The sequence below is a fragment of the Tenuibacillus multivorans genome (assembly GCF_900103915.1).
Classification (GTDB): domain Bacteria; phylum Bacillota; class Bacilli; order Bacillales; family Alkalibacillaceae; genus Tenuibacillus; species Tenuibacillus multivorans.
Genome location: NZ_FNIG01000010.1, coordinates 1 through 16,843, shown reverse-complemented (window position 1 = coordinate 16,843; position 16,843 = coordinate 1). Strand labels below are relative to the sequence as shown.

At 39.0% G+C, this 16,843-nt stretch carries 10 protein-coding genes, 12 tRNA genes and 1 riboswitch; of the genes, 2 read left to right on the top strand and 20 right to left on the bottom strand.

Going from position 1 to position 16,843, the window contains the following annotated elements:
• Nucleotides 1–86: 86 nt before the first annotated feature.
• Complete coding sequence (locus BLP77_RS13170) at nucleotides 87–719, bottom strand: NAD(P)-dependent oxidoreductase (RefSeq protein ID WP_093857589.1); 633 nt, start codon at nucleotides 717–719, stop codon at nucleotides 87–89.
• 109 nt (nucleotides 720–828) lie between these two features.
• Complete coding sequence (locus tag BLP77_RS13165; RefSeq protein WP_093857588.1) at nucleotides 829–1,680, bottom strand: VOC family protein; 852 nt, start codon at nucleotides 1,678–1,680, stop codon at nucleotides 829–831.
• Between the two features lie 153 nt (nucleotides 1,681–1,833).
• On the opposite strand from BLP77_RS13165, the gene BLP77_RS13160 reads away from it, so the two are divergent.
• Nucleotides 1,834–2,160 (top strand): winged helix-turn-helix transcriptional regulator, encoded by a 327-nt coding sequence (locus BLP77_RS13160; protein WP_093857587.1) that lies wholly within the window; start codon nucleotides 1,834–1,836, stop codon nucleotides 2,158–2,160.
• Between the two features lie 244 nt (nucleotides 2,161–2,404).
• On the opposite strand, the gene BLP77_RS13155 is transcribed toward BLP77_RS13160, so the two are convergent.
• Entirely contained in the window at nucleotides 2,405–6,583 is a 4,179-nt protein-coding gene (locus BLP77_RS13155; protein WP_093857586.1) for a S8 family serine peptidase, read from the bottom strand.
• Nucleotides 6,584–7,020: 437 nt separating this feature from the next.
• On the opposite strand from BLP77_RS13155, the gene BLP77_RS13150 reads away from it, so the two are divergent.
• A complete protein-coding gene (locus BLP77_RS13150) occupies nucleotides 7,021–7,968 on the top strand; it encodes a transporter substrate-binding domain-containing protein (RefSeq protein WP_245686889.1) in 948 nt (315 codons plus the stop codon).
• Nucleotides 7,969–8,150: 182 nt separating this feature from the next.
• On the opposite strand, the gene BLP77_RS13145 is transcribed toward BLP77_RS13150, so the two are convergent.
• The 17 genes from BLP77_RS13145 to BLP77_RS13065 form a co-directional block, all read right to left on the bottom strand.
• Nucleotides 8,151–8,232 (bottom strand) — tRNA-Leu (locus tag BLP77_RS13145).
• Between the two features lie 139 nt (nucleotides 8,233–8,371).
• Entirely contained in the window at nucleotides 8,372–9,412 is a 1,041-nt protein-coding gene (locus BLP77_RS13140; protein WP_093857585.1) for a ribonucleotide-diphosphate reductase subunit beta, read from the bottom strand.
• Between the two features lie 15 nt (nucleotides 9,413–9,427).
• Nucleotides 9,428–11,704 carry a ribonucleoside-diphosphate reductase subunit alpha gene (locus BLP77_RS13135; protein ID WP_093857584.1) on the bottom strand — a complete coding sequence of 759 codons (2,277 nt, stop codon included), beginning with the start codon at nucleotides 11,702–11,704 and terminating at the stop codon, nucleotides 9,428–9,430.
• A 142-nt stretch (nucleotides 11,705–11,846) separates the two neighbouring features.
• Nucleotides 11,847–12,036, bottom strand: a riboswitch (cobalamin riboswitch).
• A gap of 105 nt (nucleotides 12,037–12,141) precedes the next feature.
• Nucleotides 12,142–12,984: a carbohydrate ABC transporter permease gene (locus BLP77_RS13130; RefSeq protein ID WP_093857583.1), complete on the bottom strand. Its 843-nt coding sequence runs from the start codon at nucleotides 12,982–12,984 to the stop codon at nucleotides 12,142–12,144.
• An 18-nt stretch (nucleotides 12,985–13,002) separates the two neighbouring features.
• Nucleotides 13,003–13,896, bottom strand: coding sequence for a carbohydrate ABC transporter permease (locus tag BLP77_RS13125; RefSeq protein ID WP_093857582.1), 894 nt, complete (start codon nucleotides 13,894–13,896; stop codon nucleotides 13,003–13,005).
• A gap of 74 nt (nucleotides 13,897–13,970) precedes the next feature.
• Nucleotides 13,971–15,368, bottom strand: coding sequence for an ABC transporter substrate-binding protein (locus tag BLP77_RS13120; RefSeq protein ID WP_371859596.1), 1,398 nt, complete (start codon nucleotides 15,366–15,368; stop codon nucleotides 13,971–13,973).
• Between the two features lie 355 nt (nucleotides 15,369–15,723).
• Nucleotides 15,724–15,794: transfer RNA gene (locus BLP77_RS13115), tRNA-Cys, on the bottom strand.
• 11 nt (nucleotides 15,795–15,805) lie between these two features.
• Nucleotides 15,806–15,880 (bottom strand) — tRNA-Gly (locus BLP77_RS13110).
• Between the two features lie 13 nt (nucleotides 15,881–15,893).
• Nucleotides 15,894–15,978: transfer RNA gene (locus BLP77_RS13105), tRNA-Leu, on the bottom strand.
• A 9-nt stretch (nucleotides 15,979–15,987) separates the two neighbouring features.
• A tRNA-Gly gene (locus BLP77_RS13100) sits at nucleotides 15,988–16,062 on the bottom strand.
• 3 nt (nucleotides 16,063–16,065) lie between these two features.
• Nucleotides 16,066–16,140: transfer RNA gene (locus tag BLP77_RS13095), tRNA-Gln, on the bottom strand.
• 6 nt (nucleotides 16,141–16,146) lie between these two features.
• Nucleotides 16,147–16,219 (bottom strand) — tRNA-His (locus BLP77_RS13090).
• 11 nt (nucleotides 16,220–16,230) lie between these two features.
• A tRNA-Trp gene (locus tag BLP77_RS13085) sits at nucleotides 16,231–16,304 on the bottom strand.
• A gap of 22 nt (nucleotides 16,305–16,326) precedes the next feature.
• A tRNA-Tyr gene (locus BLP77_RS13080) sits at nucleotides 16,327–16,411 on the bottom strand.
• Between the two features lie 7 nt (nucleotides 16,412–16,418).
• Nucleotides 16,419–16,494: transfer RNA gene (locus BLP77_RS13075), tRNA-Phe, on the bottom strand.
• Nucleotides 16,495–16,525: 31 nt separating this feature from the next.
• A tRNA-Asp gene (locus BLP77_RS13070) sits at nucleotides 16,526–16,602 on the bottom strand.
• 83 nt (nucleotides 16,603–16,685) lie between these two features.
• Nucleotides 16,686–16,762 (bottom strand) — tRNA-Met (locus BLP77_RS13065).
• Nucleotides 16,763–16,843: the final 81 nt, after the last annotated feature.

The window sequence follows — 16,843 nt, the reverse complement described above, 5'->3', positions numbered from 1 at the left end:
ACATTTTTTCGATTATCTTATTAAAGAAAAAGACCAATGCTCTGAGATGTCTCAAAGCATTGGTCCTATAAAAGGGTATTTAGCTATTACTCACCAACAACAGTAAATCTTTTGTTTATATGTTTTGCATTCTCCGCTTCATCCACTACTGCAATAGCAAAGTCAGCGTAGCTAATATAGCTCTCACCTTCTGAATTTACAAGAAGGACATCACTACCTCCTTTATAAGTACCTGTTCTTTCACCTTCTGGATCAAATATAGCGGAAGGGCTAATAAATGTCCATGTTAAGTCTGTTGTCTCCTGTAACTCCTGTAAGTTTCGTGCTTGACCATTCGCAGTTGGTTTAAATGCATCCGGAAAATCAGGCGTATCAATTACTTGAACTTCTCTACTTTCATCAACAAAAAGGCTGCCTGCTCCTCCGACTACGATTAATCTTGTATCCGTTCCTTTTAGATTTTCGATTAATGCATGACCTGCATCCACGTGTGCTTGTTCTTCACCAAGTGGTGCTCCAAATGCATTAACGACTACATCAAATGGGTTAAGATCTGCTGCTTCAAGATCAAAAATATTTTTCTCAATGACTGGGACGTCTTGATTTTTTATTTTCGATGCATACCTTACGATTGATGTCACCTGATGACCTCGGTTAACGGCTTCCTTCAAAATTAAATTCCCTGCTTTCCCACTTGCTCCAATTACTGCAATTTTCATAACAATATTCCTCCTACTTTCATTTTTTATTCTTATGACTTGCACCTAGCAAATTATATGCCTACTTCAATTCCCTTCATTTATAGTAGACAATCCTATTTCTCCCCTCTTAAACCGTTAACTCAATACGATTCTCAGACGGGTCGTAAGTGATCAATCTTCCTTCTTCTTCTTTTACCGATACTCCAATTTTTTGCAAGCTATTAATTGTTTCTTTGATTGCTTCTTCATTAGGCAAATTGAGTGTGAAAGATTCCATACCAACACTATTTTCTGCTGGCTTTGGAGCCCCTACGCCATTCCAAGTGTTTACACCAATATGATGGTGATATTTTCCTGTTGAAAGGAATAATGCTTGCCCCCCAAAACGATTGACCACATCAAATCCAAGTCCTTTGACATAAAATTCTTCTGTTTTTATTAGTTCGGAAACATGTAAATGGATATGTCCCATGATTGTTCCTTCAGGCATTCCTGTCCAAAGCATTCCCGGTTCAACGCTTTTTAATAAACCTTTAAAATCCAGTGGATCAACAGTCATTGCGACCTCTTCTCCATTCCAAGTCCATTCAGACGGATCACGATCGATATATACTTCTATTTCATTTCCATCTGGATCATGTAAATATAAGGCCTCACTAACAAGATGGTCAGATGACCCGAAACGGACTCCCTTTTCAGATAAGTGAACAACGAAATTGGCTAAATCAGAACGTTTCGGTAATAGAAGTGCAAAGTGATACAAGCCTGTTGTTCTACCTTGTCTTGGTAACACATCTTCAGGTTGCTCTAGTGATAAGAAGCTTGTCTTTCCATCTGCTGTGAGTTTTGCTGCGTGCGATGTCTGCTCTAAAATATCTAATCCGATTATTTCTTGATAAAACTGTAAAGATCTTTTTAAATTCTCTACCTTTATGTTGACATGACCAACAAATGTTGTTGGTTTACTGTGAAATCCCATATTAGTCCTCCTGATTATTATAAATACTAGCCCATAAACTTACTTTATGTAACTTAATTTATTGTAGTAATTATATTTTGTCAAGAAAGTAGATTTATATTTATAAACAAGTAACATATTGTGGTATACTATATATGAAGAGAGGTGAATTAAATGTCACAACCAACTATTTGCCCAAAGTTTGAGAAAGCTATCTCAATACTAAGTCAAAAATGGACCGCATTAGTTATTTATCAATTGTTATTAGGTACACAACGCTTTAGTGAAATTCAGTCTACAATCGGCATAAGTGGAAAAGTATTAGCTGATCGCTTAAAAGATTTAGAAAATCAAGAAATAGTAAAACGAGAAGTCATTCCAGAAACACCCGTAATCATCGAGTACTCATTAACAGAAAAAGGAAAAACTATGGAACCCATCATCCGAGACATCGAAAAATGGTCACAGCTTTGGTTTGAAGAGGATACTGATGTACAATAACAACCAAAAGACAGGATTTTAGTTTATCCTGCCTTTTATTTTCGATAACAATACTTTTTGTATGCTTAAATTACCCGGTGGGCCCTTCAACTTACACACAAAAGAAATGGTTCACCACTTTGGTCTTTCCCTTAAAGTTAGTACTCAACCGTTCAATACAAAAAAGCCCACAAACCTTAATAGGCTTGCGAGCTCTTAAGTAGAGTTTTAAGGTTCATTCTTACCACGAAATCCTACCTTAAATTTATTTTCCTTTTCCGTTTTTAATTGCATAAATAACCCTGACTTCTTCCCATGTTTCATTCCCAAATGTATCCTTCGACCAGATCATGATGATATTTTCACCATCTTCTAGTTTAACATTTGTACGGAATGAACCATTTTTTACTTTCGTATCTTTTCCATTCACTCGTATAAATTCTAGGTTAGCTTCTGAGATTTGTCCTTCTACTTTCACCGATTTCTTGTGAGTCGTGTCACCATCTTCTGGTGATTCTATCGTGATTATAGGAGCAACCGAGTCAATATTGACTGTGATCGTTTGGACAGTTTCATTTCCAGCTTTATCCTTAGCCGTAACTGAAATACTATTTTCACCTTGTTCAAGGGTTATACCAGCTTCATAGTTACCGTTAACAAGGGCTGCTTCTGAACCATTGATGGTAACACCCTCCAGATTTTCTTCCTCCACTTGAGCCTGGACGGTCACCGATGTTGTATTAAACTGCTCTCCATCTTGCGGTGAGTTAATGGATACTATTGGAGATGCACTATCTAATATTACCTCCACCTGATTGGAAGGTCGTGTAAGACTCTCTCCTTGTGTAGCTCGAGCTGTAATAGCATTTGTACCTTCCGTTAAGGAAATTTCAGCACTAAAAGCCCCATCTTCCGTCGATGAAACCACCGCTACTTCTGATCCATTATTATATAGATGAATTTCTGTATTCGGATTGGCTTGACCCTCAACAGTAATCGTATTTTCAGCCGTATATAAATTGTTTAAAGGTGATGTGATCTCCGGCACGGCTTCATCATATGCTACCACAGCACGAATCATGTAGTTTCCATCGGAAGGTGAAGTCTGCTTCCAAACTCCATCAATATAAGAATAGTTTCTTTCCGAAGACTCAGAGCTTGTGTCCCTATTGATAGCTGGTGTATATGGATAGTCATCTTTTTGAATATAAGCAAGGTAAAAATCACCTTCAACAATAATTTCCTCACCACTTAAATCTATAAATGTCCAATCTGTATCAGAGCGGAGTGCTTCGGCTTCAAAAGGACCTGCAATTTTCTCACCAGGTAAACCATTTGGGCCGGTTGAGTCATACACTTCGACTAAAAATTCCGTTCCACCTGGATCCGGACGATTTCCACCATCGAATTTGTAGTAGCCTCCTGTTAAGACTGCTCGATTTTTCCCATCTTCAAGTGACATTTCCACTGCCCAGCCATTTCCTGCTGTATGCATATAGTTAAGGGATTCCGCGGTTCCATCATCATAAGCAATTGTCTCCGATGTACCAACAATTGGCGGTAAAGCTATATTTTGAACCGATTCTTCATTACCGACCACAGTCACTTCCGCAGTATTCGGATAATGCATTGGATCCGACACTTTTAACGTGTATGTTCCTTCAAAAGCAGTTAAACTGAAGGATCCATTAGCATTTGTTTCAACTGGTTCAATATTGGCATCTTCTACTAGATAGACTTTTGCTCCTTCAACTGGTTCTCCTGTTAATTCATCTGTGATAACACCCGTAATTGTTCCTCTCGCTTTCTCCTGAAGGGTGAAATTCGTCGTGACCTCTTCGTCATCTGCAATTTCAATCGTTTTCGTTTGGGAATGATAGCCATAGGACTCCGCAACTACATTAAATTCCCCGGCAGGATGGCGTAAAGCATAACTCCCATTTTGAGGGTTCGTTACGACTGACCTACCCGTTTCCATTACACTCACTTGCGCTTCAACCGGTAATAGTGATAAGCTGTTGTCCGTTTCCACTTCAGAATTTATATCGGCAAAGTCTGATGTATGGATTGTTGCTGGATCTGAACTTGTATTAACACTTTTCCCATTATTTGTAGCACTTAAAGCAACATCGTCAATATACCAACCTGGTTGTTCTGTACTAAAATCCGAATAGGTATAAAACGCGATAAAAATTCCTTGTCCGGCATACTCTGAAAGATCTACTGATGCATCAACCCAAGACCCGGAATCTCCTTTAACCATTGAAAGCTCCGTCCAATCCTGCCCATTCGTTGACACCATGACATATCCATAATCATAAGCCGTACCTGTATATGCTGACTGTTCAAAGCTATACCACTGATTAAATTGTAAGAAAGCCTGCCCATCAGGTAAGACGATTGGTGGCATGACGAGCATCTCTCTCATTCCGCTTGAATAATCTCCTGAAAGATTGGTCGCATATACTTTTTCACCGGATGCTGCGCCATTAGGACCTGAAGTTGGGGTTCCCCATTCCCAATTAGGATTTTCACCAACAATGGTCCAGCCCGCAGGTTCTGTTTCAAAATCTTCAGAGTAACCAATTGTTATGCTTTCTAATACCGTTACTAAATATTCTTCACTCATTACTGTATTTCCAGCATAGTCAGTAATAGTCCATTGATAGGTTAGCGTTCCAGCATCGGCAACACCTGCTGGAATAGTAGCGAGGTATTCTCCATTTAAATAATCTCCAGAAATGCGTTCTGCTGAAACATGGTTCCACTCCCCATCATTTAATTTATACGCTAACTCGACAGATTCAACACTGATATTATCACTTGCTTGAACTGTAAGATCGATTTGTAATCCTTCAGATACCTCAGAAATAGGCGTGTGCGTATAAACAGGATCTTCTGTGTCTTCACCTTCAATCGTTACATTCCCTGTCATCATTCCCATACCTTGTGTTTCTGACAATACGGCATCATAGGCGTTCAAAAGCCCATATCCATAACCGTGATTAGGAGACTCGGGAAAATCTTGATCAGTTAGGGGAGTAGCCGTTTCGATTAAAATTTGCTCCATTTCATCTACTGTTACATTGGCATTAGCCTGGCGTAGTAATGCAAGCGCTCCAGCAATGTGTGGTGCCGCCATTGAGGTACCACTCATGTCTTCATATCCACCATCTGGTAAGGTCGAGCGAATATTAACCCCGGGTGCTGTTAACTCAGGCTTAATTTCACCATATGGAGATGGCCCTTGGAACGAGAAATCGGCTAAAACATCGTCTTCATCCACTGCACCAACAGCAAAGGATTCTGGATAATTAGCCGGACTTGCAATAGTACCAGGTCCATTTGGATCTAGAATCGAAGCATTTCCTGCTGCAAATACCGGGAATATGCCATATGCTCTCCAAGTTTGAACGACCTCTAAAAACCACTCATTGATACCTGGTCCACCACTCCATGAATTGTTGACGACATCCGGAGCCATATCAACTCTACCCCCAGGTGCCATAATCCACTCTGCAGCCTCTAAAATATCAGAATCTGAACCACTCCCATTTGCATCAAATGCTTTCGCCGCAATCCACTTTGCCCCAGGAGCAACACCAATTTTGTTCGTTCCATCAGGCTCGCTTCCGACCATTGTTCCTGTTACATGGGTTCCATGCCCATTGTCATCATAGCTTTCTGCTTGTCCACTTACCGCATCAAAAAAACTATATTGATGATCAACTGTTCCGTCTGCTGCGTTATAGCCCCGATACTTTTCTTTTAGGGCTGGATGGTCCCATTGAACACCGGAATCAATGCTTGCAACAACAGCTCCTGTACCATCAATTCCTAACTCCCATGCTTGCGGTGCTAATACCTGATTGACATTCCATTGTACATTTTCATCGCTAGAAGCTGTCGTCAAGTCAGTGTCAGTTACCAAATTACGCTCTTCATCTAAATAAATTTTTTTCACTTCCTTAAAGGAAGCAATCTTTTCAATGACTTCCTTTGAGCCGGTGAAAGAAATGGCATTAATAACATGATAGGATTTGAATTTCTTAACTTTACCCTTTTGTTTTTCTTGGCTTAGTAGTTCTAGTAAAGGCGCTTGCGTTTGGTGTGCGTTTGCCTTTAATTCCGTCAAAATTTTAGAACGCACCATATGCTTCTTGTTTAACCCTAGTTCGTTTTTCTCAATTGCATTATTATTTGCCTGTTTCATAATGTTAGCAGCGTCGATTTGTTCATTTAATATAATGATTAGCGATAATTCCTCACTGCTATCCATCTGTTGTTTAACTTTGCTGTCAATTTTTTGACTTGATGTTTGCTGTAAACTGTCTTGAATCGTATTGTTTTGAGTTTCTGCTATAGCCGTCGTTGATAAAAAAGTACTCAAAACTAACATCACTGTCGAAATAAGAAATAAAATGCGTCGTAATCTTTGTTTCACTAAGACCCCTCCTGTATCGAAATTAATTTAAGATAGCTTATTCTAGTAAGCTATCAAATTAGTAATAGATTACAGGATACGACATAAAAATCTTGTCGTTATTTGCCTATATTTATGAGCAATATGTTCTAATCTTTCGACTTTTGAAATAAATTAATATTTAATCACCCATAGACGTTGTTTTTGCAACATTTGTGGATGTTTTGATGTTCTTGCATTGGTCATACTTTAGTACCAAACAGTGTAAATCACACACAAATCAGACGACATTTATAATGTTTTAGAGGTATTCCTTTTCCTTTTATTGCAAGGTCCTTAATGTTTTCATGTATTTGGAGGATCTCGACAAAAGAGTACACACTTCTCAAAAAGATAGGTCTAAAATAAGAAATTAGAATTGTTAATCTATAAATCTATGTTGCGAAGGAGGAAGTATGATGAAATTAATAACAAAAGTCCTGCTAGCAATTGTATTAATTGCTTTTGGTTTTGTGGCTGCGTCAATGACTCTACAAACTTTTGCAGAAAAAGATAAGCCAGATGTTAAAGTACTAGCTGACGGACAAGCTATCTCAGGACATACTGTTAACAGCACTACTTATGTTTCGGCTAGGGGGCTAGGTGAAGCGTTACATCGAAAGGTATCATGGAATGAGGAATCAAGAGAAGTATATGTTCATTCTCGACTAGATCAAATTCTAGAACGTGGATATATACGGGTTGGCACAACAGGTGATTATAAGCCATTTACATTTTTTAATGAAGAATCAAAACAATATGAAGGATATGATATTGATGCTGCTTTATTATTAGCTGAAGAGCTAGGTGTAGAGGTGAAATTTGTTCGTACATCATGGCCAACTCTCATGGAAGACTTATTAGCTGATAAATTCGATATTGCGATGGGTGGTATTACGAGGAAAATGAGTAGACAAATTGATGCTCAGTTTTCAACAGGATATATTCCTTTTGGTAAATCCCCACTAATTCGTGAAGAGGATAAGGAACGCTTTACAAGCCTAGAATCAATTGATCAGGAAGATGTAAAAATTGGCGTAAACCCAGGTGGGACTAATGAGAGTTTTGTAAATGAAAATATAAAGAACGCAGAAGTAGTGGTTGTTGAGAATAATCTAGATATTCCAGGAATGGTCGCTTCTGGTGAAGTTGATGTGATGATTACCGATAGTATTGAGGCCATTTACTACGCAAATGATGATGAACAATTATATGCAGCATTAGCAGATAATCCATGGAATCCAAGTCAGTTCGGGTACATGATGCATCACGGAGATCCAAAGTTTACGAATACAGTGAACTTCTGGATGGAGGAAATGGAACTAAAAGGGAAGTTTGAAGAATTAAGAGAGAAGTGGATTTATTAAAATAAGGTGTGGGAGAAAGTGCCCGTTCTATTTTGTAAGGAGTCATGGTGAGATAAATGACAAGGTACCTTTCCCTCGCAATTCCTGTTCCACTTTAATTGAAAAGGAAAAGGATTTTTCCTTGTCTTAATGTTTTATCTTTTACAATAATAATATTTAATTATTTGTGTGCTTAGATTAGATACCGGTGGTCGGGTTCGAACCGACACTCCCGAAGGAATGCGATTTTGAGTCGCACGCGTCTGCCAATTCCGCCACACCGGCATATAATAAATATTTTTTTCTAACGACAGATATTAATATAACACGCTTTTTCCCGTACTGTCAATGGTTCGAGACGCATAACTAGACCGAAATACACCTTATGAAATAGGCAGGCTTCATTGAAACCTGCCTAACTACACTATAGCTCATCAAATCCATTTGTGTCTGAAACCTTTGTATACTGACGGGATTTTTGTTCAAAGAAGTCAGACTTTCCTTCGTCAACATCTTTATAGGCTCTGATCCACTTCATAGGGTTCTCTGTTATTTCAGGATAGGGAGCTTCCACACCTAATAACTTACATCGCTTGTTCGCTGTATATTTAATGTACGCTTCAAGTTCATTCATGTTAATGCCATCAATTTTATTTCCGATAATATGCTCTCCCCATTTTACTTCGAGGTCTACAGCCTTCTTAAACGTATCAGTAACAAACTGCCTATTATCATCCGTGTTGAGCTCGGGATTTTCATTAATCGTTTCTTTAAAGATATGGGCAAATAAGTTCACATGAATTAATTCATCACGATTAATATAATTAATCATCGTACTCGTTGAAACCATCTTTTGATTGCGGGCTAAGTTATAGAAAAAGGCAAAGCCTGCATAAAAGAATAGGCCTTCTAAAACGACGTCATAGACAACAGATTCAATAAAAGCTTGTGGTGTTTTTTCATCTACAAATCGTTCATAGCCCTCAGCGATAAATTGATTACGTTCTAACAGGACTTCATCGTGCTTCCAATATTCAAAAATTTGATCCTGCTCTTGTTTATCTACTAGAGATGATAAAACATAGGAGTACGACTGATTATGAACGACTTCTTGAAAAGATAAGACCTGCATGAGTGCTGCTAAACTAGAGTCCGTTAAATAATCCGAGACTTTTGCTGAATAATCTGTTTGGACCGAATCCAAAAATGCTAGTAGGCCAATAACTTTTTTAAAAGTCTCTTGTTCAGCGTCTGTCAGTTCTGGCCACTGCTTGCGGTCGTTTGACATATTAATCTCAAATGGTGTCCAAAAGTTAGCTAACATGTTTTTATACATTGGATAGGCCCAATTAAATCGGACATCATCCCAATTTAAAACATTTGAGCTTTCTCCATTAATAATACCTGTTGATGCGTTTGGTGCATTAATATCATATAGCTTTCTTTCTTTTATGATTTGACTCATTTGTATTTCCTCCCTTTACGATGCACAGCTTTCACAATCCTCAATATCAGATGACGTTGACCTTGTATAATACGTTGTCTTGAGCCCGGATTCCCAAGCATACAGATGTAAATCTAACAATTCCTTAGCTTTAATATCGTTTTTGACATAAAAATTAAACGAAATCGATTGATCAATATGTCTTTGACGTGCTGCATTTTGTTGAATGCTCCATGTATGGTCTATATCGTAAGCCGATTTATATAGCCAAAATGTTTGTGAATTTAAATCTGGGGCTGTTACAGGGATCTTGTAATTTTTCTTCTCTTCTGAGTAAAACTTTTTAAAAATCGGATCAATACTGGCGGTACTTCCAGCAATTAAACTCGTGCTGGAATTCGGCGCAATAGCCATTAGGTAACCATTACGAATTCCATAGGTTTGAACATCTTCCTTTAATTGTTGCCAATCTTGCGTTACATAGCCTCGATCTTCAAAATATTGCCCGTTATCCCATGATGAACCCTCAAAGTACGGATAGGATCCTTTTTCTTTGGCTAAATTCATACTCGCTTGAATGGTTAAATAAGCAATTTCTTCATAGAGCTGATCAGCAAACGCAACGGCTTCTTCAGACTCCCATTTAATTCCCTTTAAGGCGAGTAAATGATGATAGCCGAACGTACCTAAACCCACAGCTCGATAGTTTTGGTTGGTTAATTGTGCCTGTAATACCGGTATATTATTTAAATCAATCACATTATCGAGCATACGTACTTGGATAGGAATCAGGCGTTCTAAAACCTCATTCGGAACCGCTCGCCCTAAGTTAATACTCGATAAGTTACAAACGACAAAGTCGCCTGGGTTTTTCGTGATGACGATTTTTCCATCTTTAGTCGTTTGTTCCTCAACAGTTGTTGGGCTTTGATTTTGCATAATTTCGGTACAGAGGTTCGAACAATAGATCATACCTTTATGACTATTAGGATTTTGACGATTTGCCTCGTCGCGATAGAACATATAAGGTGTTCCCGTTTCTAATTGGCTGATCATCATTCGTTTCATAATGTCAATCGCAGGTACTTTCTCCTTCGTCAAATCTGGGTGGTTGACACATTCCTCGTATCTTTCTCGAAATGATCCGGAGCCCTGCCCTTCGTCATAATAATCCTCAAGGCTATAGCCCATGACCTGACGAACTTCATGGGGGTCAAATAAGTACCAATCTTCTCTGGCTTGAACTTTTTCCATAAATAAATCCGGAATGCACACACCCGTAAATAAATCATGTGTCCGTTGGCGTTCATCTCCATTGTTTAACTTTGCATCTAAAAACTTAAAGATATCTTGATGCCAAACATCCAAATAAACGGCAATTGCTCCCTGGCGCTGTCCTAACTGGTCAACACTGACTGCCGTATTATTAAGCTGTTTCATCCAGGGCATGACACCACTTGAAACACCTTTAAATCCTTTAATCGAACTGCCATGGGAACGAATTTTCCCTAAATAAACCCCAATTCCGCCACCATTTTTCGACAAATTAGCGATATCGGTATTAGAGTCATAAATACCTTGTAAGCTGTCATCAACTGTATCAATAAAACAGCTTGATAATTGGCCATATGATTTTCCGGCGTTAGCTAGTGTTGGGGTTGCGACCGTCATATACAAATGACTTAAAGCCCAGTAAGCTTCTTTCACGTAAGTTAACCGCTTCTCTTTAGGCTCGTTCACCATTAATGTCATAGCAATCGTTAAAAAGCGCTCCTGTGGTAGTTCATAAACCCGCCCTTTATGATCGCGGGCTAAATAACGATCAGCTAGTGTTCGAATGCCAATGTAATTAAATAACAAATCACGATCTGGTGAAATGATACCATCAAGCTCATCAAACTCAGCTTTTGAATAGTTGTTTAGTAAATGATTGCTATAAATATTCAGTTCACTCAGTTGAAGATGTAAGTCATAATAGCTCCCATACTTCTGATCATTGTTATACCCGCGATTTAGTGCCGCTTCTTTATACAACTGATCTAGAAAGATTCTTGAACACACATAGGTCCAATCGGGTTCTTCAGGACTGATATTCTCTAAGCCTCTTAACAGCATCTCATTGATGATTTGCTCAGTCGTTACCGATTCCTTCATCTCTAACGATTGAATAATTTTATCCTTGAATTCTTCGGTGTCTAAATGCGGATATTCCGATGTCATTCTATCGATGTATGTACTTAGTAGTTCTGGTTCAAATTTTTCTTCACCACCTCCCTTTAACACAACCGTTTTAGACTTTGTCTCAATAGTCATACAAGAAACCTCCTAAAATAAAAAATTCGCTTCTCGAGAAGAAGCGAATAAAACGAACTGTATCAGAATTTATAAAACGGTACTATGCTCGTACCATGTTTCATGACAGTCGTTTCATTCTCTTATCTCCCCGAAGAAAATGTAAACTTTGCTTATGTAGACAGGTCTCCTGACTCACGCTTCAGCCTACTTTGGACCTTCCCTTATAAGTAGCTTTAACAAACTTATAAAGTGGCAACCCATTTCGTCCACGCTTACAGTTGCGGGGGCAGTTTTGGATTTTCACCAAATTCCCTATTAAGCCTTGTGGCATCCACACAAACTGATTACTATATATAGTTTTTCCAAAAAGAAACAAACACTATATTTAGTGTTTGTTATATACATTATATATGAGTATGGGTTTAACAATCAAGGTTAATTTTATTATTATTCAGTTAACCTTTAAGAGCTCCTTCAGTCATACCTTGAGCAATACGACGTTGGAAAATCGAATACAAGATAATCACAGGAACAATTGCAATGACTAAGCTTGCAAACAGAACTCCCCATGCATTCGTATATTGAGCTTCATTACTAATAAAATCAATAGCCAATGCTAGCGTATAATTCCCTTCTGATTGAAGGAAAATGAGAGCCATAAAGTACTCGTTCCAAAATTGAATAGCGTTCATAATCGTTACGGTCATAATTCCCGATGTCGTAAGTGGCGCGACGATTTTCCAAAGGATACCATAAGGTGACATACCATCCATTGCGGCTGATTCTTCTAATGATTTAGGAATCGTACCCATAAAACTCGTTAAGACAAATATCGTAAATGGCAGTTGAGAAATCGCATATACGATGCTTAGCCCGAAAATATTGTCTAATAAATTAAACTGGGCTAGTAAAAAGAATAGTGGAATCCACCCGAGTACCATCGGAATCATCATGGCTGATATGTACAACGTAAATAACAAATGACTGCCTTTAAACCGCACTCTCTCAAGTGCATAGGCGGTCGGAATGGCTAAAACCAAACATAGAATTGCACCAACTACCGTTACGATTAAACTATTAAAAATACTTGAATCTAAACTATAATCCGTCCATGCAGATACAAAGTTTTGAAAGCTAAAAGATTCCGGGATACCCCATGGATTAGCATAAATTTCAGCGTTCGTTTTAAATGATCCTAAGAACATCCAAAAGATTGGGTATAGGACGGCTAATGACCATAAAATTAACGGCAGTCTAATACCTGATCTAACCAGCATTTCACCCACTGTGCGTTTCATTGACAATACCTCCCTTGTTTAGTACTCAACTTTTTCTCTTCTTAATAAGAATTGAAGTAACAATACCGTTATGAGTGACAAGACTAAAATCATAACACCTATCGTTGCACCATAACCAAAGTTATATTGGGTGAATGCTTGCTGATAAAGGTATGAACCCATCACATGTGTGGCATTATTAGGACCACCGCCAGTCATGACTTGAACAATGATAAAAGAACCATTTAATGTGGTGATGACTATATAAAGAATAGAAATTTTAATTTGAGGCCAAATCAATGGCAGTGTAATATGCCAAAATTGTTGCCATTCACTGGCACCGTCAATTCGTGCCGCTTCATAATTACTCTTTGAAATATTTGATATACCACCCATTAAAAGCAGCATAAATAAACCTATACCAGCCCAAATGGAAGGTAAAACAAGACTTGGTAAAGCCCATTTTTCATCACCAAGCCACGGTCTCGTCCATTCCTCAAGTCCGATTGCTTCTAATCCAGAATTGACTAGACCGAGACTAGGATTATAAATAAACATCCATAAAATCCCTATTACGACGACTGACATAATATTTGGGAAAAAGAAGATAATGCGATAAAATGGCGCCTCTTTTATTTTTAATTGCGTTAATGCGACTGCTATAAATAACGCCATAATCATAATTCCGATAACTTTTGTTACGACTAGAAAATAATCATGCCAAATCGTAGCTGGAATAATGTCATCTGTAAATAGCTTTACATAGTTTTCAAAGCCTACAAACTCTCTAGTATTGGAAGCACCTGACCATTCAAAGAAAGAGTAATACAGGCCACTGAATAGTGGATAAAGCGTAAAGATACTAAACATGATGAACGTTGGGATTAAACAAAATGCCAGGAAAAGATATTTCTGTTTTTTTGTCTGTACCATCTAATCACTCTTTTCGCCCAAATAGCATATGGAATGCAGAGAATCAATATCTCCACATTCCATATATGTTTTAATTATTGTTCACTTCTATATTCAGCCGCGGCATTTTCGGCTTCTTCTACAAATTCTTCTGCCGTCATATTACCTAACATAAGTGACACTAATGCATCACTAATTGGTGTCTCTAAATCCGCACTCATTGGATGTGGTTTGTGATAAATTTGTACTTGCTCAGGGTCATTGATCATCTCATTGGCTTCGATGAGATACTGAGGAACATTTTCATTTGCAGATAAGTCTACACCCTCAACATTCATAATCGCCCCTGTATGTTCTGAGAATAAGCTTGCGTACTCTTTTGTAAATACAAAATCAACAAAAGCCTTCGCTGCTTCTGGATTTTCTGCCTCTTCTGCAATCGCAAGTGGACGTAAATCCGGAACAATGGCCATTGGTTCTCCAGCCTCATTCATTGGTGAAGGGATAAAACCATATTGGAAATCTTCTGGTGTGTCACCTGACATCTCATTCGGTAACCAGAATCCAACTGGTATGAAAGCATTGTCATGTAATAAGAAATTCATTTGTGATTGCGTATGATTCAATGCACCAAAACCAGAATCTATATAGCCTTCTTCTTGCATTTTTTGGACATTTTGCATAACGGCTAATACCTCATCACTTGTCCATGCACCTTCTGCTCCAGTAATAACATCCTCAAGCAACTCATTGCCTCCAGCAGCACCAAACGCTGGGTATAGCATACCTCTTAAGAAATAGTAAGGATATTGACCGGTTGTTACAAATGGCTCTATATCCTCTGATTCTTTTATATCACCCATTGTGCTCATAAATGAATCAAAGTCTTTTGGTACTTCATATCCGCCTTCTTCAAACCAAGCCATATCATACCAAGTTCCCCACGTATCAAAAACTAATGGTAAACTATATAACTCACCATCGTAGGACGCTGGTTCCGCAATAAAGCTATCTAAGAGAGGCGAACCATCTTCGAGCTCAATTTCCTGTGCCCATTCTGTTAGATTCATTAATTGACCATCTTCTACCATTTGAGTTTCACTGGATCCCGCACCATCAATGTATACAACATCTGGTGGGTCGCCTTGTACCCAACGTGATCTCATCTCTTCATTAATGTTCGGACCAGCATGTTCGACAATCTCAACATTTGGATATTCCTCTTCAAAATCACTGATGACTTCTTTCCACCAAGAATCACCGTAGCCTCCAACAAAATATTGAATTTCTAGCTCACCGCTGATTTCACCTTCTTCAGAATTCGCATCATCAGATTCTGATTCTTGACTAGTTTCGTCATCTGATTCCTCACTGCCACCTTCTGACTCATTATCTTCTATTGGCGCTTCTTCCGGTGCGCAACCAACAGTAAAGATTAGAAAGAGGATTGCAGCGAATACCGTTACCCATTTCCAACTAAAATATTTACTCACTTCTTTTCCCCCTAAATCATGAATAATTATTTGAAACACATAAATAGCTTTTATCCTACTTATGTGTAATCAGACCTTTGTAATATTTATATTCTTTAATATAGGTTGTATAATCACGAATTTATTTTAAATGAAGCGCTTACAATATACGCTTATAATAATAGATACAGCTGATTTCGATTAGCGACTTATGTATCACATATTTGTTCTGAAAATTTAGTTTAATTATAATTCTTTTGATATTTTATGTCAAACTTATTTGAAAAATATCGTAATAAAATTTCAATCAACAATAAAAAAGCTGGAAAACAGATTTTACTGTTTTCCAGCTTTATTTATGTATTCTTTCTGATGAAGGCGGCAACCGGATTCGAACCGGTGATAAAGGTTTTGCAGACCTCTGCCTTACCACTTGGCTATGCCGCCACATAAAAAAATGGAGCGGAAGACGGGATTCGAACCCGCGACCCCCACCTTGGCAAGGTGGTGTTCTACCACTGAACTACTTCCGCATGTTATTTATAATGGTGCGGGTGGAGGGAGTCGAACCCCCACGTCGTAAGACACTAGATCCTAAGTCTAGCGCGTCTGCCAATTCCGCCACCCCGGCAGGACTTAATGGAGCGGAAGACGGGATTCGAACCCGCGACCCCCACCTTGGCAAGGTGGTGTTCTACCACTGAACTACTTCCGCTTATGGCTGGGCCAGCTGGATTCGAACCAGCGCATGACGGTACCAAAAACCGTTGCCTTACCGCTTGGCTATGGCCCAACGGAGGGCGATCGGTGGGAATCGAACCCACGAATGCCGGAGCCACAATCCGGTGCGTTAACCACTTCGCCACGACCGCCATATTAAAAATGGCAGGGGCAGTAGGAATCGAACCCACATTGGCGGTTTTGGAGACCGCTGTTCTACCGTTGAACTATGCCCCTACTTTTGTAATAAAAATATGAATGGTGGAGGGGGAGAGATTCGAACTCCCGAACCCTGAGGGAGCGGATTTACAGTCCGCCGCGTTTAGCCACTTCGCTACCCCTCCATATAAATGGTGGCTCGGGACGGAATCGAACCGCCGACACACGGATTTTCAGTCCGTTGCTCTACCGACTGAGCTACCGAGCCATGGTTGTTTAAAAATATAAATATATTTTAATGGCGGTCCGGACGGGACTCGAACCCGCGACCTCCTGCGTGACAGGCAGGCATTCTAACCAACTGAACTACCGGACCATTTTAATTTTGGTTGAACTCTTACGAGTACTACGATTTCATCTCGCATAGAAGATTACTCGACGTAGTATCGATGATTAAATTGGTTGCGGGGGTAGGATTTGAACCTACGACCTCCGGGTTATGAGCCCGACGAGCTACCAGACTGCTCCACCCCGCGATATTGACATGAATTCCATTTATTTGGAACCCAGACTATAATGATATTAAATTCCGACTGCTCGTCGTGTTGCATGTTATT

What these genes read in the sequence shown, in the direction of transcription:
- BLP77_RS13170 (WP_093857589.1), bottom strand. Translation starts at nt 719, where the DNA reads ATGAAAATTGCAGTAATTGGAGCAAGTGGGAAAGCAGGGAATTTAATT.
- BLP77_RS13125 (WP_093857582.1), bottom strand. Translation starts at nt 13,896, where the DNA reads ATGGTACAGACAAAAAAACAGAAATATCTTTTCCTGGCATTTTGTTTA.
- BLP77_RS13150 (WP_245686889.1), top strand. Translation starts at nt 7,021, where the DNA reads ATGAAATTAATAACAAAAGTCCTGCTAGCAATTGTATTAATTGCTTTT.
- BLP77_RS13160 (WP_093857587.1), top strand. Translation starts at nt 1,834, where the DNA reads ATGTCACAACCAACTATTTGCCCAAAGTTTGAGAAAGCTATCTCAATA.
- BLP77_RS13165 (WP_093857588.1), bottom strand. Translation starts at nt 1,680, where the DNA reads ATGGGATTTCACAGTAAACCAACAACATTTGTTGGTCATGTCAACATA.
- BLP77_RS13140 (WP_093857585.1), bottom strand. Translation starts at nt 9,412, where the DNA reads ATGAGTCAAATCATAAAAGAAAGAAAGCTATATGATATTAATGCACCA.
- BLP77_RS13135 (WP_093857584.1), bottom strand. Translation starts at nt 11,704, where the DNA reads ATGACTATTGAGACAAAGTCTAAAACGGTTGTGTTAAAGGGAGGTGGT.
- BLP77_RS13130 (WP_093857583.1), bottom strand. Translation starts at nt 12,984, where the DNA reads ATGAAACGCACAGTGGGTGAAATGCTGGTTAGATCAGGTATTAGACTG.